Origin of the sequence: Pseudoalteromonas sp. SG43-8, assembly GCF_014164245.1 — a bacterium.
Classification (GTDB): Bacteria; Pseudomonadota; Gammaproteobacteria; order Enterobacterales; family Alteromonadaceae; genus Pseudoalteromonas; species Pseudoalteromonas distincta.
This window is the reverse complement of the sequence record NZ_JACJEX010000008.1, coordinates 1-22735: the sequence shown is the minus strand read 5'-3', so window position 1 is coordinate 22735 and position 22735 is coordinate 1. Positions and strand designations below refer to the sequence as shown.

Here is a 22735-nt window from a genome sequence, read left to right as displayed (position 1 = left end):
GAGAGTCTCTTATGCTGTGAGCGCAGGTATTAAAACGGAAATACCAGCGGGATCAAGGTTAATACCGTGATTGAATAAATAATAGAAAGGGGTAAGCCCATCACTATATAATCTTTTAAGCGATAGTTACCCGCGCTATAAACCATTAGGTTAGTTTGATACCCAAATGGCGATATAAAGCTGGCTGATGCGCCAAAGGCAACCGCCATAATAAACGGTAGTGGGTCGACATTAAAACCAACCGCGAGCGAGTAAGCAACAGGGAACGATAAGGCAGCAGCTGCGTTGTTAGTAATAAGCTCGGTAAATAATACGGTCATTAAAAATATAGCTATAAACGCGCCGTACGGGCCAAAATCCCCGAGTACCATAAACATGGCGTCGGATATTTGCCCGGCAAGTCCGGTGCCTATCATTAATTTAGCAAGGCCAATGGCGCTGCCTACTACCACTAATAACTCGATAGGAAAACGGCGTTTTACTTCGTTAAGTTTTATGGTGCCACTGAGCATTAAGCCAATCAGTAATACTAATAAGCCTTTAACCAGCGGCACTATGCCAATAATGCTTAAACCCAGTACTGCGGCAAAGCTTAGTAGCACAATGTTTGATTGTTTAGGCGCAAGGTGGGCTTGTAAGTCAAACCCTGAAATATACACAAATTCGCGCTTTAAATTAGGCAAAGTGTAAAAGTTTTTGCCTGGTGCGAGTATAAGTGAGTCGCCAGCTTGTAATTGCACTTGCCCAAGGCCGCCTTGTAAGCGGTCATGTCCACGGCGAATGGCAATAACAGCAGCATGAAACTGCTCTCTAAAGCGGGCTTCTTTTACGGTTTTGCCAATAAATTTTGAAGATTGACTTACGACTACTTCTACTAAGTGTTCTATGTCTTTTTGATGATTCTCGTGCACTACTTTTAGGCCGTCGAAACGGGTAAGTAATGGCACCGATTTTATGTCACCTACAAACAGCAGCACGTCGTCTTTTTGAATAATTTGCTGCGGAGTGACTGCGCAAATGCGGCTCCCGTCGCGAATAATTTCAGCAAGGAATAAGTCTTTTAAATCTCGCAGGCCGTTTTCTTCTACGGTTTGGCCTATTAATTTTGAGCTTGCTTGTACTTTACCTTCTAGGTAAAAAGGCACGACTTCTTGGTCGCTTTTACCGTTGTCGGGTAAGTATTTAAGCATTACTAAAATAGTAATTAGGCCTACGCTTAGCGCGCCTAAACCTACTAAGGTAAAGTCAAAAAAGCCCAGCGGTTCCATGCCCGCATCTACTGCAAAGCCATTAACGATTAAGTTGGTTGATGTACCAATAAGCGTAATAGTGCCGCCCAAAATAGCAGTGTACGACAGCGGTAATAATAGCTTTGAAGGGGAGTGATTAGGATTGTCTTTAATCGCTGTAATAAGCGATGCAACAACGGCGGTATTGTTAGTGAACGACGATAAAAAGGCGGTTGATAAGCCCAATTTTGTTACCGATTTTACTAAACTACCTTTAGATAGCGATTGCGCTAACTTTTGAATTAGGGTGGTTTTTTCTATTGCGGTCGACACTAACACCAATAGTACTAAAGTGATAAGCGACGGGTTAGCGTAGTTAACTAACATGCTTTCAAGATCGATTAGCCCTGCTAAGTAGCTGGTGCCAATAGCGCTTACAAATAACCATGCTGGATTAATACGGGTGCCAAAAAGGCACCCGACTAAGGTAAGCATAATGCCTGTTAAAACGAGCTGTTCTACCATGCTTTTAAATTCCTAACAGGCTAAAGTTAACTTATAACTTAGAAATATCAAGCGCTTGCCAATGCGGGAAGTGCTTGCGTACTAAGCTGTTAAATTCAACTTCAAATTCGCTAAAGTTACTTTGCTTTGTTTGGCTTTGCAGTACTTGCTCAATCATACCGGCAGCAACAGTTAGGTTTGATAAGCGATCGATTAGGATAAACGAGCCTGTTTCGTGATTGCTGTGGTACTCGTCTGCCAAAATAGTTTCGGTTAGTTCAAGCGTTACAATCGCAATTTCGTTTAACTGCAGTGTGTCGCTAGTGCCGTGCTCAAGCGTGTTTACATCAATTGTGTAGTCAATCTTTTTAACAATAGCTGAGGTGTTTTTGCTGCCTAGTTTTAGGTTATAGCTTTTACCTAATACTAATGGCGATTCATGCATCCACACAATTTTAGCTTGCAGCTGGTTAGTAACAGCGGCCGTAGAATTTGCAGGTACGATTACATCCCCTCGGCTAATATCAATTTCGTTATTTAGGGTAACGGTAATTGCTTGGCCTGCTTCGGCGCTGTCTAGGTTGCCATCAAAGGTAACAATTTCTTTAATGCTTGATGTTTTACCCGACGGTAATACTTTTATAGCATCGCCTACGTGCATCTTGCCCGATGTAAGTGTGCCCTGAAAACCACGGAAGTTTAAGTTAGGACGCACGACATATTGCACCGGTAGGCGCGCTTCAAAGCCTGTATCTGTTTCGGCTGCTGGCGAATCTTCTAGTAATTCAAGTAGCGGCTTGTCGGTGTAATACGGTGTATGTGCAGAGCGTGTTACTACGTTGTCGCCTTTAAGCGCCGACATAGGCACAAACTTAATGTTTGATACGTTAAGTTGCTCAGCAAATTTAAGGTAATCAGCCTTAATTTTTTCATACACGGTTTCGTCAAAATCAACGATATCCATTTTATTAACGGCAACAACAAACTGTTTAATGCCCAGCGAGTCACAAATAAAGCTATGGCGCTTAGTTTGTACTTGTACGCCGTAACGCGCATCAACCAAAATAATGGCGACATCGCTTGTTGATGCACCCGTTACCATGTTGCGGGTGTATTGCTCGTGCCCAGGCGTGTCGGCAATAATAAATTTACGCTTAGCCGTTGAAAAGTAACGGTACGCTACGTCAATGGTAATGCCTTGCTCACGCTCAGCTTGTAGGCCATCAACTAATAATGCAAGGTCAAGATCTTCACCTGCGTTACCTACTTTTTCGTTATCTTTATGAAGGGCAGCTAGCTGATCTTCATAAATTTGGTGGCTGTCGTGCAGTAGGCGGCCAATCAATGTTGATTTACCGTCATCTACGCTGCCACAAGTAAGCATGCGTAATAAGCTTTTGTCTTGTTGGCGTGCTAGGTAGGCGTCTATGCCTATTTCTTTTACTTCGTTAAATGTATCGTTATTTTGGCTAGACATTAAAAATACCCCTCACGTTTTTTCTTCTCCATTGAGCCGGCTGAATCATGGTCAATAACACGACCTTCACGTTCAGATGACGTAGATAGCAGCATTTCTTCGATGATTTCGGTTAGAGTACTGGCTGTTGATTCAACTGCACCGGTAAGTGGGTAGCAGCCTAATGTACGAAAACGTACAGATTTCATTTGCGGTACTTCACCTTCATTAAGAGGCATACGCTCATCGTCAACCATAATCAAAGTACCGTCGCGCTCAACTACTGGGCGATCTTTAGCTAGGTACAATGGCACCATTTCGATGTTTTCTTGATAAATGTATTGCCAAATATCAAGCTCAGTCCAGTTAGATAATGGGAAAACACGAATGCTCTCACCCGGATTAACTTGGCTGTTGTAGGTATTCCAAAGCTCTGGGCGTTGGTTTTTAGGGTCCCAACGGTGGTGTTTGTCGCGGAACGAGTAAACACGCTCTTTTGCGCGTGACTTTTCTTCGTCGCGGCGTGCGCCACCAAATGCAGCATCAAAGCCGTATTTATCTAGCGCTTGTTTTAAGCCTTGGGTTTTCATTATGTCGGTATGTTTACCCGAGCCATGCGTAAACGGGCCTACACCCATTTCAATGCCTTCTGGATTTTTGTGTACCAGTAGGTCAAAGCCGTATTCTTTAGCTATACGGTCGCGAAACTCGATCATTTCACGAAACTTCCAGTTGGTGTCTACGTGTAATAACGGAAACGGAATTTTTGCAGGGTAAAATGCTTTACGCGCTAAGTGCAAAAGTACCGACGAATCTTTACCAATAGAGTAAAGCATTACTGGGTTCTCAAACTCAGCGGCGACTTCGCGCATGATTTTGATACTTTCAGCTTCAAGTTGCTGAAGGTGAGTTAAAGCCATTGTTAGTCGTCCTACTAAAATGATTAAAAGTTACAAATTTAAAATTCGGTTATGTATTTGATACATCTGTTAGCGGCTGTGCAAAGCTGCTTGTTTGCTCGTTTTTCCCAAACCACGCTAGTTGCGAGTGCAGGGCGGCTACTTCACCAATAATGAGTAGCGCAGGCGATATAATGCTGTTGCGTTCAATTAAGTCGGCAAGTTCGCCTAATTGGCCTGTTACTACACGCTGATTTTTACGTGTACCGTTTTCGATAATGGCAACAGGAGTGTCGGCTTTGCGGCCATGTTTTAAAAGCTCGCCTTGTATGTGCGGCGATTTAATTACGCCCATGTAAATAGCCAGCGTTTGATCTGCTTTTGCCAGCGATTGCCAATCAAGTTCTTGACCGTCTTTTTTACAGTGGCCAGTTACAAATTGAATGGCTTGTGCATGGTCACGATGCGTGAGCGGAATACCCGCATAAGCACTACAACCTGCAGCGGCTGTAATACCCGGTACAATTTGATAATTTACGTTGTTAGCAGCCAGTACTTGTACTTCTTCGCCACCACGACCATAAATAAACGGGTCACCACCTTTAATGCGGCATACTTTTTTGCCTTGTTTAGCAAGGTCGACCAGCATTTGGTTGGTATCTTCTTGAACAACACTATGATCGCCTAAGCGTTTACCTACACAAATAAGGTCAGCATCACGGCGCACTAGTTCCATAATCTCGTCAGAGACTAAAAAGTCGTAAACGACGACGTCGGCTTGTTGCATAAGTTGCAGTGCTTTAAGTGTTAAAAGCTCTGGATCGCCTGGGCCTGCACCTACTACATATACTTCGCCTTCAGGTTCTGCTTTCGCATCTAGCATTTGCTCTAGTTGCTCCTGTGCGGCTTGGGTATCGCCGGTTTGCACTTTACTCACGACAGATGAGTCGAACACGCCTTCCCAAAATTGGCGGCGGTCTGAAAAATGCTTAAAGCGTTTTTTTACTTTGTCTCTAAAGCCACCGACAAGTGTTGCAAGTGGGCCAATATGATGTGGAATAAGAGTTTCGAGCTTTTCGCGTAAGCGACGTGCAAGTACGGGCGCTGTGCCAGCACTTGATATAGCAATCGTAATTGGGTCACGGTCAACAATGGATGGGAATATAAACGTACATTTAGGTTGGTCATCAACCACGTTTACAAACACATTGCGGGCATTGGCAAGTTCAAATACGTTGTTGTTTACTTCATCGCGGTCGGTTGCTGCAATAACAAGCATTTTGCCATCAAGGTGCGATTCATCAAAATAAGCATCAATAAGCGTTACTTCATTATTATGTGCATGCTCTTTTAGTTCGTCGCAAAACCAAGGTGCTACTAAAGTAACGCTTGCTCTCGCTTTTAAAAACGCGCGACATTTGCGTAATGCGACCTCTCCACCGCCAACAACCAATACTGGTTTGTTGTCGAGTTTGGTAAAGATAGGTAAATACTGCACGTTAATAAGACCCCTAAACAAATTCAAATATAAGAAAACGCTTTATTCTGATAAGCAGAATATAGCGGCTATCAATAAGTAAAAAATAATTAAAACCAAGTTGATATAACCAAAAGTTATAATAGGTGGGCTTTTTAGGCCTAAGAGCTAGTTAACAAGGGATTGCGGCGAGTTACAAGTAAAATAACTAGCTTATAGTGTTTGGTTATGAGCTATAGCGAGTTTGGTTTAATTTGTTAATATGGATGCATATCAAATTTTGTACTTATACCAATTGCATTAAATTAGTGATCTATTATAGCGACGAGAAAATAGCTCAATAACAAGGCTAAAATTATGATACATAGTTGCTCTATATAAATAGTTTTTAACGTAGTTAGTGCGTTATTTAATACGCTAAAATGATCATGTTTTTAATAAAATTGGTATTACATAAGCAACGGAGCTCTAATGACACAACACCAAAAAGATGCCGCATTAGCAGTCGCACTGATGGATTTAACAAGCTTAAATACCAGCGATACCACTAAAAGCATTCAAGCACTTGTTGATAGCATAAATCCTACCTTAGGTACGCCTGCCGCAGTATGTATTTATAGCGATTTTGTTGATGATGCAAAAATAGCACTCGCAGCGCGTGAGCTTAACCATGTTAAAGTCGCAACAGTCACTAACTTTCCAACGGGTGATGCACCACTGAGTGATGTAATTAACGAAACACTTATTGCTATAGAGCGCGGCGCAGACGAAATTGATTTGGTTATTCCTTATAAAAAACTAATAGCGGGCGATGCTCAAACTGTACTTAGCTATGTAAGCGAAAGTAAAAAAGCGTGTGGGTCGCGCGCGCAACTTAAAGTAATAATAGAAAGCGGCGAGCTAAAAACCGACGCGCTTATTACTCAAGCCACGGAGCTTGCAATTGAAGGCGGTGCTGATTTTGTAAAAACCAGTACGGGTAAAGTGGCCATTAATGCGACCCTTGAATCAACAAAAATTATGCTAACAGCCATTAAAAACTCAAACAAACGTGTGGGCTTTAAAGCGGCCGGCGGTGTTAAAACTGTTGCCGATGCTAGTGATTATTTAGCACTAGCACGCGCAATGATGGGTGATGATTATTTGCAAGCAAATACATTTAGGTTTGGTGCTTCAAGCTTGTTAAGTGACGTTTATAAAACCATAGGGAAATAATCAATATCTTTGGATTGTAGGTTTATCTAACCGATTAAATTATTAGCAGTTTAAACAATAATGTAATTAATTAATTAGATTTTCCAATGTGGGTATCTTTTAGGCTTGTGTTAATGAACTGCGTAAGTATAATAGGCATCCACTTTGCAGGGGCGTAGTTCCAATTGGTAGAACAGCGGTCTCCAAAACCGATGGTTGGGAGTTCGAATCTCTCCGCCCCTGCCAGTTTTACTTGTTGTTTGAGTAGTCTGAGATTAAAAACCGGTTTAAGTTAAGTCTGTTTTTAAGTTTAGATTTTAATGGATTAACCCTGCCGTAGTGTAGGGTTGTTGTGTCTGTAGTTAAGGTAATAATATTATGAGCACGAATGTAGAAACACCATCAAGTGCGATGGAGTCAGTAAAGTGGTTAGTAGCAATCGCGCTACTTGCAGGCGCAGTTGTTGGTAATCACATGTATGCAGATCAATCTGTATTACTACGTGCTATTGGCGTTGTTGTTGCAATAGCGGCCGGATTAGCAATTGCCTCGCAAACATTTAAGGGACGTAACTTTCTTGCTTTCGCTAAAGAAGCTCGAATTGAAGTACGCAAAGTTATTTGGCCAACGCGCCAAGAAACTACCCACACGACATTAATTGTAATGGTTGCAACAGTGATTATGGCACTTATCCTTTGGGGATTAGATGGCATTTTATTCCGCGCTGTAGGCTTTTTAACTGGATTGGAGATCTGATCCCATGTCGGATGAGAACGAGAACAAAGAAATTAAGTTACGTTGGTATGTAGTACAGGCCTTTTCTGGTTACGAAAAGCGTGTAGCTCAAACGTTAATTGAACATATTAAAATCGAAGGTCTAGAATCGAGCTTTGGTGAGATACTAGTACCAACTGAAGAAGTTGTTGAGATGCGCGCTGGCCAAAAGCGTAAATCTGAGCGTAAATTCTTCCCAGGTTATGTATTAGTACAAATGGATATGAATGACGCAAGCTGGCACTTAGTGAACAGCACAGAACGCGTTATGGGCTTTATTGGTGGTACGTCTGATCGTCCTGCTCCTATCAGCCCTAAAGAAGCTGAGCGCATTCTTAATCGCCTACAAGAAAATGCTGAAGCACCTAAACCTGCTACATTATTTGAACCAGGTGAAGTTGTACGCGTTACAGATGGTCCATTTGCAGATTTCAGTGGTGTAGTTGAAGAAGTTGACTACGAAAAGAGCCGCGTAAAAGTATCTGTACTTATTTTTGGTCGTTCTACGCCAGTTGAGCTTGAATTCGGTCAAGTTGAGCAAGATAAGTAATTGATTAAAAAAGCTTCGCTAATTTTTATTTAAATTTTGGCATGAAGCTTGAAAAAGGCCGCTGATTAACTTATAATCAGCGGCCTTTTTGTATTAAGGTAAAATTTATTTTTTACTGTACAAAAAGTACGAAACCAATTTTTAAACTGGGAAGCCGTTAGAGTACGCGTCCTCGCGCGCACAAGGCTGAGACCCACCAAATGAGGTATTTATAATGGCTAAAAAAGTTGAAGCTCTAATCAAGCTACAAGTTGCCGCTGGTATGGCTAATCCTAGTCCTCCAGTAGGTCCTGCACTAGGTCAACACGGTGTAAACATCATGGAATTCTGTAAAGCGTTTAACGCACGTACAGAGTCTATCGAAAAAGGCGCTCCAGTTCCTGTAGTGATCTCTGTTTACGGTGACCGTTCATTTACGTTCGACATGAAAACGCCACCTGCTGCTTACTTACTTAAGAAAGCTGCTGGTATCAAGTCAGGCTCAGGCCGTCCTAACACTGATAAAGTAGGCACAGTAACTCGTGCTCAACTTGAAGAAATTGTTGAGACAAAACGAACTGACCTTACAGCTGCCGATATGGACGCAGCGGTTCGCACTATCGCAGGTTCTGCGCGTGCGATGGGCTTGAACGTAGAGGACTAAGAAATGGCTAAATTAACTAAACGTATGCGTACTATCCGCGAAAAAGTGGAAGTAACTAAAGATTACGAAATCAATGAAGCAGTTGCTCTTTTAAAAGAGTTAGCGACAGCTAAATTCGTAGAAAGTGTTGACGTTGCCGTTAACCTTGGTATCGATGCTCGTAAATCTGATCAAAACGTTCGTGGTGCTACTGTACTACCTAACGGTACTGGTCGTGACGTTCGTGTTGCTGTATTCACACAAGGCGCTAATGCAGAAGCTGCAAAAGAAGCCGGTGCTGAATTAGTAGGTATGGAAGATCTTGCTGAACTAGTTAAAAAAGGCGAGATGAACTTTGACGTTGTTGTTGCATCACCAGACGCTATGCGTGTTGTTGGTCAACTAGGTCAAATCTTAGGCCCACGTGGTCTAATGCCAAACCCTAAAACTGGTACTGTAACGCCTAACGTTGCAGAAGCAGTTAAAAATGCTAAAGCAGGTCAAGTACGTTACCGTAATGACAAAAATGGCATCATCCATACTACTATTGGTAAGGTTGATTTCACTGCAGAGCAGTTACAACAAAACCTTGAAGCTCTAATTGTTGCGCTTAAGAAGGCTAAACCTTCTCAAGCTAAAGGTGTTTACTTGAAGAAAGTAACTATCTCTACAACAATGGGCGCAGGTGTTTCTGTTGACCAAAACACTTTAAGCACTATTGTTGCTTAATTGAGTGTTTACATGGCGTGAAATTTGTACTATAATTTCGCGCCATTTTGTTGATTAATTTATTAATTTGCAAAGTAAAGAATTCGGGTTGAAGTCCATAATTTCGTTAAGCCTTTGGGGTTAACGATAAATTGGGCTTCCGTCCAAGACCGTAGGTGGCTTCGGCCTTAATATTCACCTACGTAGACGGTGTAGACCCCAGATAGATTTTTCCTAATCCTTCTGGCTCTCGCCGTAAAAAGCATCTCTACCTTGTTTGGTAGGGAAGAGTAGAACAGGGGAATCCGATAATCGGTACCCCCATTAAACCAGGAGTAACACCCATGGCTTTAAATCTTCAAGGCAAAAAAGCAATAGTTGCTGAAGTCAACGAAGCAGCCAATGGTGCTCTATCTGCAGTTGTTGCAGATTCTCGTGGTGTAACAGTTGGCGCAATCACTGCCCTTCGTAAAGAAGCTCGTGCAAATGGTGTTTGGATGAAAGTTGTCCGTAACACTTTAGCAAAACGTGCTCTTGAAGGAACAGATTTTGAGTGTCTTTCTGATTCATTTGTTGGTCCAAGCTTAATCGCTTTCTCATCAGAGCACCCAGGTGCTGCTGCGCGTATCTTTTCAGATTTCGCGAAAAAGAATGAGAAATTCGAGCTTAAAACGGCCGCTTTTGAAGGAAATGTTGTTGATGCAGCAATGCTTGCTACATTACCTACATACGATGAAGCTGTTGCACGCTTAATGAGTGCTATGAAAGAAGCGTCTGCTGGCAAATTGTGTAAAACAATTGAAGCAGTACGTGTACAGAAAGAAGAGCAAGCTGCTTAATTTTAAGCTGTTTAATCTCACTTTCGGTGTAAAATTTATTTGGACTTAATGTCCGTTAATTATTAGGAAATTTGTAATGTCTGTATCTAAAGACCAAATCCTTGACGCAATTGCTGAAATGTCAGTAATGGACGTTGTTGCTCTTATCGAAGCAATGGAAGAAAAATTCGGCGTAACTGCTGCAGCTGCAATGGTAGCTGGTCCAGCTGCTGAAGCTGCTGAAGAGAAAACAGAATTTGACGTAATCCTTACTGGCGCTGGCGCTAACAAGGTTTCTGCAATCAAAGCTGTTCGTAGCGCAACTGGCCTTGGCCTTAAAGAAGCGAAAGCTCTTGTTGAAGCTGCTCCTACACCTGTTAAAGAAGGTGTATCTAAAGAAGAAGCTGAAGCACTTGCAAAAGATCTTACTGAAGCTGGTGCTGAAGTTGAGGTTAAGTAATTTAGCTTTTGCTAAGTTCGCTGCCTGAGAAATCAGGCAAGGGCTGGTGATTATTTAATCACCGGCCTTTTTGCGCTATAGAGTGATGCACTCTTTTAGTTCAAATAAAATCTGATTTTTTCTTTACTTTCAACGCTTTATAGTTTGCTAGTGTTAAAGTGGGATCTAATTAGAACAACAGTTAAATGTTGTAAAATCTTGGCATAGCTGCCAGTTAAGTCTGTTCTTACAAGAACAGGTCGGGTCAAAGATCAGCAAGCTGAGGAACCCCATGGCTTACTCTTATTCTGAAAAGAAACGTATCCGTAAGGATTTTGGTAAACGTCCACAAGTTTTGGATATACCTTTTTTACTGTCTACACAGTTAGAATCGTTTAAAAAATTCTTAGTGCCGGACGCTGATGGCGATCATGGTTTGGAAGCTGCCTTCCGTTCTGTGTTCCCTATTAAAAGCTACTCGGGAAATTCTGAGCTTCAATACGTAAGTTACCGTATTGGTGAGCCAGTTTTCGATGTAAAAGAATGTCAAATTCGCGGTGTGACTTATTCTGCTCCACTTCGCGTGAAACTGCGTCTTGTTGTTATGGACAAAGAAGCACCAGGCACAGTTAAAGACATTAAAGAGCAAGAAGTTTACATGGGCGAAATTCCGCTCATGACAGATACCGGTACTTTTGTAATCAATGGTACAGAGCGTGTTATCGTTTCTCAGCTACACCGTAGCCCTGGTGTATTCTTTGATAACGACCGCGGTAAAACCCATTCATCGGGTAAAGTATTATATAACGCACGCGTTATACCTTACCGTGGTTCATGGTTAGACTTCGAATTTGATGCAAAAGATAACTTATATGTACGTATTGACCGCCGTCGTAAATTACCGGCGTCTATCATCCTACGTGCACTAGAGTATTCTAGCGAAGAAATCCTAGATATGTTCTTCGATAACACTACGTTTGAAGTAACGAATGGTAAAGTTCTTATGGAACTTGTACCTTCGCGTTTACGTGGTGAAACTGCCGCTTTTGATATCAAGAGCGAAGACGGTGAAGTATTTGTTGAAAGCGGTCGTCGTGTTACGGCTCGCCACATCAAGAGCATCGAGAAGAAAGGCATTAAGCAATTAGAAGTACCACATGAGTACATCATTGGCCGTATTGTAGCTAAAAACTATGTTGATGAGTCAACTGGTGAAGTTATTGCAAATGCAAATGACGAGCTAACTCTAGAGCTAATGGCTGAATTGGTTAAAGCCGGTCACACTAAAATTGATACGTTATATATCAATGAAGTGGACAGCGGTGCTTACATGTCAAATACATTGAACATTGACTCTTCAAGCAGCCGTTTAGAAGCACTAGTAGAAATTTACCGCATGATGCGCCCAGGCGAGCCACCGACGAAAGACGCGGCTGAAGCCTTATTCCAGAACTTGTTCTTCTCTGAAGAGCGTTATGACTTATCTACTGTAGGTCGTATGAAGTTCAATAGCCGTGTTGGTTACGATACAGACACAGGCCCAGGCACATTAAGCAAAGAAGACATCGTGTCTGTTATGAAAGTATTAATTGCTATTCGTAACGGTCAAGGCGATGTTGATGATATCGATCACTTAGGCAACCGTCGTATACGTAGTGTTGGCGAAATGGCTGAGAACCAATTCCGTGTTGGTCTAGTACGTGTTGAACGTGCTGTACGTGAGCGTTTAAGCTTAGGTGACCTTGACGCGATAATGCCACAAGATCTTATTAACGCTAAGCCTATTTCGGCAGCGGTTAAAGAGTTCTTCGGCTCGTCTCAGTTATCACAGTTTATGGACCAAAATAACCCACTATCAGAAGTTACGCATAAACGTCGTATCTCTGCATTAGGTCCGGGCGGTCTAACTCGTGAACGCGCAGGCTTTGAAGTACGTGACGTTCACGTAACTCACTATGGTCGCGTATGTCCAATCGAGACTCCTGAGGGTCCAAACATCGGTCTAATTAACTCGTTGTCTACGTACGCACGTACAAATGACTACGGTTTCTTAGAAACACCTTACCGCAAAGTGGTAGATGGTGTTGTAACTGATGAAGTTGATTACTTATCAGCCATCGAAGAAGGTCAGTTTGTTATCGCACAGGCGAACTCAAACTTAACTGAAACCAATGAGTTTGTTGATGAACTTATTCCATGTCGTCACAAAGGTGAATCTACCTTTATGGGTCGCATGGACCAGCAGTATATGGATGTATCACCACAACAGGTGATCTCTGTAGCGGCAGCACTTATCCCGTTCCTAGAACACGATGATGCTAACCGTGCATTGATGGGTTCAAACATGCAACGTCAAGCAGTACCAACATTGAAAGCGGATAAACCGTTAGTAGGTACTGGTATTGAGTTAACACTAGCGAAAGACTCTGGTGTAACTATCGTTGCTAAACGTGGTGGTGAAGTAATGTATGCTGACGCAAGTCGCATCGTTGTAAATGTACATGAAGAAGAACGCATCCCTGGTGAAGCGGGCATCGACATCTACAACTTAACCAAATACACACGTTCTAACCAAAATACATGTATTAACCAAAAACCAACTTGTATGGTTGGCGAACCGGTTACTCGTGGTGACGTGTTAGCAGATGGTCCTTCGACTGACTTAGGTGACTTAGCCCTTGGTCAAAACCTTCGCGTGGCATTCATGCCATGGAACGGTTACAACTTCGAAGATTCAATCTTGTTATCAGAGCGCGTAGTTGAAGAAGATCGTCTAACGACTATCCATATTCAAGAACTACAGTGTGTTGCCCGTGATACTAAATTAGGTCCTGAAGAGATCACTGCAGATATCCCGAATGTGGGTGAGTCTGCGCTAGGCAAGCTTGATGAATCAGGCGTTGTATATATTGGTGCTGAAGTTAAAGGCGGCGATATCCTAGTAGGTAAAGTGACTCCTAAAGGCGAGACACAGCTTACACCTGAAGAGAAGCTACTACGTGCTATCTTCGGCGAAAAAGCGTCTGACGTTAAAGACAGCTCTTTACGCGTACCAAACTCTGTAACTGGTACTGTAATTGACGTGCAAGTTTTCACCCGTGATGGTGTTGAAAAAGATAAACGTGCGTTAGAAGTTGAAGACATGCAGCTTCGCGAAGCGAAGAAAGACTTCAACGAAGAGTTCCGTATTTTAGAAGCAGGCGTTTTAGACCGTGCACGCAAGCTACTTGTAGCTGCTGGTTTTGATGAAGATAAACTTGCATCTCTTAATGCTGAAAAAGTACTTACGCAAAGCCTTGCTGAAGAAGACAAGCAAGCTGAGCTTGAGCAACTAGCTGCACAGTACGATGAGCTTAAAGCTGAATACGATAAAAAGTTTGAAAACAAACGTCGTAAAATTACCCAAGGTGATGATTTAGCACCAGGCGTACTTAAGATTGTTAAAGTATACCTAGCTGTTAAACGTCGTATCCAACCGGGTGATAAAATGGCGGGTCGTCACGGTAACAAAGGTGTTATCTCGACTATCGTACCAGTAGAAGATATGCCTTACGATGACAAAGGTCGTACGGTAGATATCGTATTGAATCCACTAGGTGTACCATCGCGTATGAACATCGGTCAGATCCTTGAAACACATATGGGTCTTGCTGCACGTGGTATCGGTGAACGTATTGAAGAGATGATGAAAGAACAACGTGAGCTTCATGAGCTGCGTGAATTCATCAAGCAAGCTTACGAAATTGGTGAATCTCGCCAAGTTGTAGACATTGCTAGCTTCACTGATGACGAAATTCGTCGTCTAGCTGAAAACTTAAAAGGTGGTTTACCAATAGCTACTCCTGCATTTGATGGCGCGAAAGAAAACGAAATCAAAGACATGCTTGAGCTTGGTGGATATCCTCGAAGTGGTCAGGTTACACTTTATGATGGCCGTACTGGCGATCAGTTTGAACGTCAAGTAACTGTTGGTTACATGTACATGCTTAAACTTAACCACTTGGTTGACGATAAGATGCACGCACGTTCTACTGGTTCTTACAGCCTTGTTACTCAGCAGCCGCTGGGTGGTAAAGCACAGTTCGGTGGCCAGCGTTTTGGTGAGATGGAAGTATGGGCACTTGAAGCTTACGGTGCTGCTTACACTCTACAAGAAATGCTAACAGTGAAATCGGATGACGTGAACGGTCGTACTAAGATGTATAAAAACATCGTTGATGGTAACCATAAAATGGAGCCAGGTATGCCAGAATCGTTCAACGTATTGTTGAAAGAAATCCGCTCACTGGGTATCAACATCGAGTTGGAAGAAAATTAAGCCAATTAGATGCTGCAGTTAACGCTGCAGCATCTGTTACGGCTGAATAGAATGTAGGGACGAGACCATCCGTCCTCAAGATTAACTCCGACAGGAGAGCTAAGGTGAAAGACTTACTTAAGTTTCTGAAGCAACAAAATAAGACCGAAGAATTCGATGCAATTCGCATTGGTCTTGCTTCACCAGACATGGTTCGTTCATGGTCATACGGTGAAGTAAAGAAACCTGAGACTATTAACTACCGTACTTTCAAGCCTGAGCGCGACGGCTTATTCTGTGCCCGTATTTTCGGCCCAGTGAAAGATTATGAGTGTTTGTGTGGTAAATATAAACGCCTTAAACACCGTGGTGTGATCTGTGAAAAGTGTGGCGTTGAAGTAACACTCACTAAAGTGCGACGCGATCGTATGGGTCATATCGACCTTGCGAGCCCAGTTGCACATATATGGTTTTTAAAATCATTACCGTCACGTATCGGCTTAATGCTAGATATGACGCTTCGTGATATTGAACGTGTTCTTTACTTCGAATCATTCGTAGTAACTGAGCCTGGTATGACAACGCTTGAGCGCGGTCAACTATTAGGTGAAGAAGAATACTTAGATTCACTAGAAGAGCATGGCGATGAGTTTGAAGCGAAGATGGGTGCTGAAGCAGTTTTAGACTTGCTTCGTGAACTCGATCTTGCTCAATTAATTGCTGAAATGCGTGAAGAGTTACCAACAATTAACTCTGAAACTAAGCGTAAAAAGATCACTAAACGTCTTAAGTTAATGGAATCGTTCCACCAATCAGGTAATAACCCTGAGTGGATGATCATGACAGTACTTCCAGTATTGCCACCAGATCTACGCCCATTAGTACCATTAGACGGTGGTCGTTTTGCGACATCTGATCTAAATGACCTTTACCGTCGTGTTATTAACCGTAACAACCGTCTTAAGCGTCTACTAGATTTAGCAGCACCAGACATTATTGTACGCAACGAAAAACGTATGTTACAAGAAGCGGTAGATGCGCTACTTGATAACGGTCGTCGTGGTCGTGCAATTACAGGTTCTAACAAGCGTCCTCTTAAATCTCTTGCTGATATGATCAAGGGTAAGCAAGGTCGTTTCCGTCAGAATCTACTTGGTAAGCGTGTAGATTATTCAGGCCGTTCTGTTATCACAGTAGGTCCTACACTTAAGCTTCACCAATGTGGTCTTCCTAAGAAGATGGCACTAGAGCTATTTAAACCATTCATCTATGGCAAATTAGAGCGTCGCGGCATGGCTACGACAATCAAAGCAGCTAAGAAGATGGTTGAACGTGAAGTTCCGGAAGTATGGGATGTACTTGACGAAGTAATTCGTGAACATCCAGTATTACTTAACCGTGCACCAACACTTCACCGTTTGGGTATCCAAGCGTTTGAGCCTGTGCTTATCGAAGGTAAAGCGATTCATTTGCATCCATTAGTATGTGCGGCTTACAACGCCGATTTCGATGGTGACCAAATGGCGGTACACGTACCGTTAACAATCGAAGCACAGCTTGAAGCTCGTGCCTTAATGATGTCAACAAACAACATTCTATCTCCAGCGAATGGTGAGCCAATCATCGTTCCTTCACAGGATGTTGTATTGGGTCTTTACTACATGACTCGTGACCGCATTAACGCTAAAGGCGAAGGCGCGATATTTAAAGATCCAAAAGAAGTAGAAAAAGCATACCGTAGTGGCAATGCTGACCTTCACGCAATCGTGAAAGTACGTATTAGCCAATCAGTTAAAAACGAAGATGGTGTAGTAGAAGATACTATTACTGTAATCGATACAACTGTAGGTCGTGCAATTCTATCTCTAATTTTACCAACTGGTATGCCGTTTGCGTCAATCAACCAGCCACTAGGTAAAAAGCAGATTTCTAGCTTATTGAATGAGTGTTACCGTCGTCTAGGTCTTAAAGACACTGTTGTGTTTGCTGACCAAGTTATGTACACCGGTTTCCATTATGCAATGAAGTCAGGTGTTTCTATCGGTATTGATGACTTAGTTATCCCACCGGTTAAAGCACAAATAATTGAATCAGCTGAAGCTGAAGTTACTGAAATCAACCAACAATTCCAATCAGGTCTTGTAACGGCTGGTGAAAAGTACAATAAAGTTATCGATATCTGGTCACGTGTAAACGAAAACTTATCACGTGAAATGATGTCTAACTTGTCAAAAGATACAGTTATTAATGCTAAAGGTGAAGAAGTAGAGCAACCGTCATTTAACTCAGTGTTTATGATGGCCGACTCAGGTGCTCGTGGTAGTGCTGCACAGATTCGTCAGTTGGCGGGTATGCGTGGTCTAATGGCACGTCCAGATGGTTCAATCATCGAGACGCCAATCACAGCTAACTTCCGTGAAGGTCTAAACGTACTTCAGTACTTCATCTCAACGCATGGTGCGCGTAAAGGTCTTGCCGATACAGCACTGAAAACAGCAAACTCGGGTTACCTAACGCGTCGTCTAGTAGACGTAGCACAAGATTTGGTAATCAATGAAGATGACTGTGGCACAGAAGATGGCTTAACAATGAAACCGCTTATTGAAGGTGGTGATGTTGTAGAAGCACTTCGCGAACGTGTTCTTGGTCGTGTTGTTGCTGAAGATATTGTAATTCCAGGTACTAATACTGTACTTGTTGAACGTAATATCATGCTTGATGAAAAACTGTGTGACCTTTTAGAAGAGCACTCAGTGGATGAAGTTCGCGTACGTTCTGTTATCACATGTGATAACGACTTTGGTGTATGTGCTAAGTGTTATGGTCGTGACCTTGCACGTGGTCATATCATCAACGCGGGTGAATCAGTCGGTGTTATCGCGGCGCAGTCAATCGGTGAGCCGGGTACACAGCTTACGATGCGTACATTCCACATCGGTGGTGCAGCATCAAGAGCGTCAGCAGAAAATAATGTACAAGTTAAAACTAACGGTACATTAAAACTGCACAACGCAAAATATGTATTAAATACAGATGGTAAGATTGTTATTACCTCACGTTCTACTGAGATCACTATCATTGATAGCTATGGTCGTGAGAAAGAGCGTTATAAAGTACCTTACGGTGCGGTATTAACAGTGCAAGACAATGCTGAAGTTCAAGGTAACGACATCGTTGCTACTTGGGACCCGCATAGTCACCCAATCGTTCTTGAGCATAAGTCAAAAGTATCGTTTAGCGACATAGATGACTCAAATACTGAAGCACAGACTGATGAACTAACAGGTTTAACCCGTGTAGTTGTTAAAGATCTTGCTAAAGTAAATACTAAAGAACCTAAGCTTATCATTGAAAGTGAAGAGCGCGGTCTGCAAGAAACACGTCTTCCTTCATTCACTACGATTGAAGTTATTGACGGCGTTACAGCAAACCCTGGTGACGTGTTAGCACGTATACCACAAGAAGGTTCGAAAACTCGTGATATCACGGGTGGTCTACCACGCGTAGCCGACTTATTTGAAGCGCGTAAACCTAAAGAGCCAGCTATCTTAGCTGAGATCACAGGTACTATTAGCTTCGGTAAAGAGACTAAAGGTAAGAAACGTTTAGTTATTACTCCAGCAGAAGGCGATCATTACGAAGAAATGATTCCTAAGTGGCGTCAACTTAACGTGTTTGAAGGTGAGCAAGTGTCTAAAGGTGAAGTTATCGCCGATGGTCCTGAATCGCCGCATGACATCTTACGCCTACGTGGTGTGACTCATGTTGCTAACTACATCGTTAACGAAGTGCAAGAGGTTTACCGTTTGCAAGGCGTTAAGATCAATGACAAGCACATTGAAACAATTATCCGTCAGATGATTCGTAAATGTACCATCATACACGGCGGTGATACTGACTTCTTAGCCGGTGAACAAATCGAAGTGGCGCGCGTTAATATCGCAAACCGTGACCTTGAAAAACAAGGTAAGATACCAGCTAAGTTTGAAATCCAGTTAATGGGTATCACAAAAGCATCACTAGCAACAGAATCTTTCATCTCTGCAGCGTCTTTCCAAGAGACAACACGTGTTCTTACAGATGCGGCAGTGAATGGTAAGAGCGATGAGCTTCGCGGTCTTAAAGAAAACGTAATTGTGGGTCGTTTGATCCCAGCCGGTACCGGTTTTGCGTATCATCAAGACCGTATGGCTCGCCGTAAACAAAGCAAAGTTGTAGTAGAAGAGCAAACAGTAAGTGCAGAAGAGGCGACTCAAGCACTTACAGACGCTCTAAATGCTGATTTGTCTGGAAATCAATAAACTGTTCTTAATCAATAGATTAAGTGATCGTAAGGCAGTTATATGCTGTCTTACGATTAGTTTAGGTTGACAGGTTAAACTTTGCTCATTAAAATTCCGCCACCCATTTACTTGTGTGCTTAATGCAGGCTCGTAAATAAAGGGCGGATTTTTTTATTTTTTTCAGTAGTAATTTTAATTTCAGGAGCTATTTAAATGGCAACTATTAACCAGCTAGTGCGTAAGCCACGCCGTAGCAAGGTTACGAAAAGTAACTCAGCTGCACTAAAAGCGTGTCCGCAAAAGCGCGGTGTATGTACTCGCGTATATACAACTACACCTAAGAAACCAAACTCGGCGTTACGTAAAGTAGCACGTGTACGTTTAACTAACGGTTTCGAAGTAACTTCATACATTGGCGGTGAAGGTCATAACCTTCAAGAGCATAGTGTAATCCTAATCCGTGGTGGTCGTGTTAAAGATTTACCAGGTGTGCGTTTTCACACTGTTCGTGGTGCACTTGACTGTGCAGGCGTTAGCGATCGTCGTCAAGCTCGTTCTAAATACGGTGCAAAACGCCCTAAAGGGTAATTGTATTCCGTTAGTAAGGCCAAGCACTAAATATTTATAATTATTGTTTTGGGTGATTGACTCGAAAGAGCAAACCTGAATATACCGGAGATACAAAATGCCTAGAAGACGCGTAATCGGTCAACGTAAAATTCTTCCAGATCCTAAGTTCGGATCGGAACTTCTTGCTAAATTCGTTAACATCGTGATGTTAGACGGCAAGAAATCTACTGCTGAAAAAATTGTTTATGGTGCGCTAGACGTGGCTGCTGAGAAATCAGGCAAGTCGCACCTAGAAATCTTTGAAACTGCACTTGATAACATCCGTCCACAGGTAGAGGTTAAATCTCGCCGTGTTGGTGGTTCAACTTATCAAGTACCAGTTGAAGTACGTCCAGTTCGTCGTAACGCATTAGGTATGCGTTGGTTAGTAGACGCTGCACGTAAGCGTGGCGAAAAATCTATGGGCTTACGTTTAGCTCAAGAAATCGTTGACGCTTCTGATAATAAAGGCACTGCGGTTAAGAAACGTGAAGACGTTCACCGTATGGCTGAAGCGAATAAAGCATTCGCTCATTACCGTTGGTAATCTGTCTTTAACCTTTAAGAGGATCATATGGCACGTACAACTCCACTTGAGCGCTATCGTAATATAGGTATTGTTGCTCACGTAGATGCAGGCAAAACCACCACAACAGAACGTGTTCTGTTCTACACAGGTCTTTCTCATAAGATCGGTGAAGTACATGATGGCGCTGCAACTATGGATTGGATGGAGCAGGAACAAGAGCGTGGTATCACAATCACTTCTGCTGCAACAACGTGTTTTTGGAAAGGGATGGACGCTCAATTTGACGCCCATCGTATCAATATTATTGATACTCCAGGACACGTAGATTTCACTATCGAAGTAGAGCGTTCTTTACGCGTACTTGATGGTGCGGTAGTTGTTCTTTGTGCTTCATCTGGTGTACAGCCACAAACTGAGACAGTTTGGCGTCAAGCGAACAAATACGAAGTTCCGAGAATGATCTTCGTAAATAAAATGGATCGCACGGGCGCAGACTTCTTAGCAGTGGTCAGCCAGGTGAAATCTCGTCTTGGAGCAACGCCTGTTCCAATTCAGTTGCCTGTAGGCGCTGAGGACGACTTTAAAGGTGTTATTGACCTTATAAAAATGAAAGTGATTAACTGGAACGAAGCGGACCAGGGTATGACTTTCTCTTATGAGGCAATACCGGCAGAACTTCTGGAATTAGCTGAAGAATGGCGCGCTCATTTAGTTGAAAGCGCTGCTGAAGCAACAGAAGAACTAATGGATAAATACTTAGAAGGTGAAGAGTTAAGTGAAGCAGAAATTAAAAATGCTTTACGCCAACGAACATTAGCAAATGAGATTGTTCCAGTTACTTGTGGTAGCGCATTTAAAAACAAAGGCGTTCAAGCTGTGCTTGATGGCGTTGTTGAATATATGCCGTCACCAGAGCAAGTGAAACAAATCCAAGGTATCTTAGAAAATGGTACTGAGGAAGAACGTCCAGCTAATGATAAAGCGCCGTTTGCTGCACTCGCATTTAAGATTGCAACAGACCCGTTCGTTGGAACCTTGACCTTTTTCCGTGTTTACTCTGGTACTGTTAAACAGGGTGACACGGTATATAATCCAGTAAAAAGTAAGCGTGAGCGACTTGGCCGTATCGTACAGATGCATTCAAACTCTCGTGAAGAGATCAAAGAAGTTTTCGCAGGCGACATCGCGGCAGCTATTGGTCTTAAAGACGTAACAACAGGTGAAACACTGTGTGATCCGAATTCTATTATTACGCTTGAGCGTATGGAATTCCCAGAACCAGTAATCTCTATTGCGGTTGAGCCCCGCACTATAGCTGACCAAGATAAGATGGGTATCGCACTAGGTAAACTAGCTGCTGAAGATCCTTCTTTTCGCGTACAAACTGACGAAGAATCAGGCCAGGTTATAATCTCTGGCATGGGTGAACTTCACCTAGATATCATCGTCGACCGTATGAAACGTGAATTCAGTGTTGAATGTAACGTTGGTAAGCCGCAGGTCTCATACCGAGAAGCTATTCGTTCAACTGTTAAGGTTGAAGGGAAGTTTATACGTCAGTCAGGTGGTCGTGGCCAATATGGACACGTTTGGATTAAACTTGAACCGATGGATATTACGGATGATGAGTCACCAATTTACGAGTTCGTTAACGAAACCGTAGGTGGTTCAGTTCCTAAAGAATTCGTTCCTGCGGTAGACAAAGGTATCCAAGAGCAAATGTCTCAAGGTGTACTGGCAGGCTACCCATTACTTGGCGTTAAAGCGACTTTATATGATGGTTCATTCCATGATGTAGATTCGAATGAAATGGCATTTAAAATAGCAGGTTCACTGGCAATGAAAAACGGGGCGCTTGAAGCTAACCCTGTACTTTTAGAGCCAGTAATGAAGGTTGAAGTACTCACTCCTGATTCAAATATGGGTGATGTAGTTGGCGACTTAAACCGTCGCCGCGGCATAATCGAAGGCATGGAAGATGCATTAGGTGGACTTAAGCAAATTAATGCGCAAGTTCCTCTTTCTGAAATGTTTGGTTATGCAACTGCTTTACGATCTGCAACACAGGGCCGTGCCTCATACTCTATGGAGTTTGTGAAGTACGCTGAAGCCTCTAAAAATGTCGCAGATACAATAATTTCAGCTCGCGCTGTTATATAATTTTAGCTTGTCTGGCTCAATAGTGAGTCAGGCTTTAATTTCTTTATTAGGAATTTTTTAAGATGGCAAAAGAAAAGTTTGAACGCGTAAAACCGCACGTAAACGTTGGTACAATCGGCCACGTTGACCACGGTAAAACTACACTAACTGCAGCAATCACTAACGTACTTGCAAAAGTATACGGCGG

General features: G+C 42.6%; 17 protein-coding genes and 1 tRNA gene. 14 read left to right on the top strand and 4 right to left on the bottom strand.

Features of this window, described 5'->3' with window-relative positions; translation table 11 throughout:
- Positions 1 to 29 precede the first annotated feature (29 nt).
- The 4 genes from H5122_RS14305 to cysG are packed head-to-tail and all read right to left on the bottom strand — an operon-like array spanning position 30 to position 5586.
- Positions 30 to 1754 (bottom strand): SLC13 family permease, encoded by a 1725-nt coding sequence (locus tag H5122_RS14305; protein ID WP_002958871.1) that lies wholly within the window; start codon positions 1752 to 1754, stop codon positions 30 to 32.
- Between the two features lie 31 nt (positions 1755 to 1785).
- Complete coding sequence (gene cysN, locus H5122_RS14300; protein WP_182674101.1) at positions 1786 to 3210, bottom strand: sulfate adenylyltransferase subunit CysN; 1425 nt, start codon at positions 3208 to 3210, stop codon at positions 1786 to 1788.
- A complete protein-coding gene (cysD, locus tag H5122_RS14295; protein ID WP_002958873.1) occupies positions 3210 to 4109 on the bottom strand; it encodes a sulfate adenylyltransferase subunit CysD in 900 nt (299 codons plus the stop codon). Before cysD ends, cysN begins: the two co-directional genes overlap by 1 nt.
- Before the next feature lie 49 nt (positions 4110 to 4158).
- The gene (gene cysG / locus H5122_RS14290) at positions 4159 to 5586 is read right to left on the bottom strand and encodes a siroheme synthase CysG (protein ID WP_182682428.1); all 1428 of its coding nucleotides are present in this window, start codon (positions 5584 to 5586) and stop codon (positions 4159 to 4161) included.
- A 450-nt stretch (positions 5587 to 6036) separates the two neighbouring features.
- Between cysG and deoC the strand changes: the two genes are divergently transcribed.
- The 14 genes from deoC to H5122_RS14220 form a co-directional block, all read left to right on the top strand.
- Positions 6037 to 6780 (top strand): deoxyribose-phosphate aldolase, encoded by a 744-nt coding sequence (gene deoC / locus H5122_RS14285; RefSeq protein ID WP_182682427.1) that lies wholly within the window; start codon positions 6037 to 6039, stop codon positions 6778 to 6780.
- 148 nt (positions 6781 to 6928) lie between these two features.
- Positions 6929 to 7005 (top strand) — tRNA-Trp (locus H5122_RS14280).
- Positions 7006 to 7137: 132 nt separating this feature from the next.
- Positions 7138 to 7515, top strand: a complete 378-nt coding sequence (secE, locus tag H5122_RS14275) for a preprotein translocase subunit SecE (protein WP_002958877.1) — start codon at positions 7138 to 7140, stop codon at positions 7513 to 7515.
- Positions 7516 to 7519: 4 nt separating this feature from the next.
- Complete coding sequence (gene nusG / locus H5122_RS14270) at positions 7520 to 8083, top strand: transcription termination/antitermination protein NusG (protein WP_002958878.1); 564 nt, start codon at positions 7520 to 7522, stop codon at positions 8081 to 8083.
- A 214-nt stretch (positions 8084 to 8297) separates the two neighbouring features.
- Positions 8298 to 8726: a 50S ribosomal protein L11 gene (gene rplK / locus H5122_RS14265; RefSeq protein ID WP_002958879.1), complete on the top strand. Its 429-nt coding sequence runs from the start codon at positions 8298 to 8300 to the stop codon at positions 8724 to 8726.
- 3 nt (positions 8727 to 8729) lie between these two features.
- Entirely contained in the window at positions 8730 to 9434 is a 705-nt protein-coding gene (gene rplA / locus H5122_RS14260) for a 50S ribosomal protein L1 (protein ID WP_002958880.1), read from the top strand.
- Between the two features lie 323 nt (positions 9435 to 9757).
- A complete protein-coding gene (rplJ, locus tag H5122_RS14255) occupies positions 9758 to 10252 on the top strand; it encodes a 50S ribosomal protein L10 (protein WP_002958881.1) in 495 nt (164 codons plus the stop codon).
- A gap of 76 nt (positions 10253 to 10328) precedes the next feature.
- Complete coding sequence (gene rplL / locus H5122_RS14250; protein ID WP_002958882.1) at positions 10329 to 10691, top strand: 50S ribosomal protein L7/L12; 363 nt, start codon at positions 10329 to 10331, stop codon at positions 10689 to 10691.
- A 271-nt stretch (positions 10692 to 10962) separates the two neighbouring features.
- Positions 10963 to 14988, top strand: a complete 4026-nt coding sequence (gene rpoB / locus H5122_RS14245) for a DNA-directed RNA polymerase subunit beta (RefSeq protein WP_182671903.1) — start codon at positions 10963 to 10965, stop codon at positions 14986 to 14988.
- A 104-nt stretch (positions 14989 to 15092) separates the two neighbouring features.
- Positions 15093 to 19268: a DNA-directed RNA polymerase subunit beta' gene (gene rpoC / locus H5122_RS14240; protein WP_149594507.1), complete on the top strand. Its 4176-nt coding sequence runs from the start codon at positions 15093 to 15095 to the stop codon at positions 19266 to 19268.
- Between the two features lie 195 nt (positions 19269 to 19463).
- Entirely contained in the window at positions 19464 to 19838 is a 375-nt protein-coding gene (gene rpsL / locus H5122_RS14235) for a 30S ribosomal protein S12 (protein WP_002958885.1), read from the top strand.
- Positions 19839 to 19935: 97 nt separating this feature from the next.
- Entirely contained in the window at positions 19936 to 20406 is a 471-nt protein-coding gene (rpsG, locus tag H5122_RS14230) for a 30S ribosomal protein S7 (protein ID WP_010555004.1), read from the top strand.
- A 27-nt stretch (positions 20407 to 20433) separates the two neighbouring features.
- Positions 20434 to 22548, top strand: coding sequence for an elongation factor G (fusA, locus tag H5122_RS14225; RefSeq protein ID WP_002958887.1), 2115 nt, complete (start codon positions 20434 to 20436; stop codon positions 22546 to 22548).
- A 62-nt stretch (positions 22549 to 22610) separates the two neighbouring features.
- The coding region (locus H5122_RS14220; RefSeq protein WP_033023824.1) for a GTP-binding protein at positions 22611 to 22735 on the top strand (125 nt) is incomplete at its 3' end.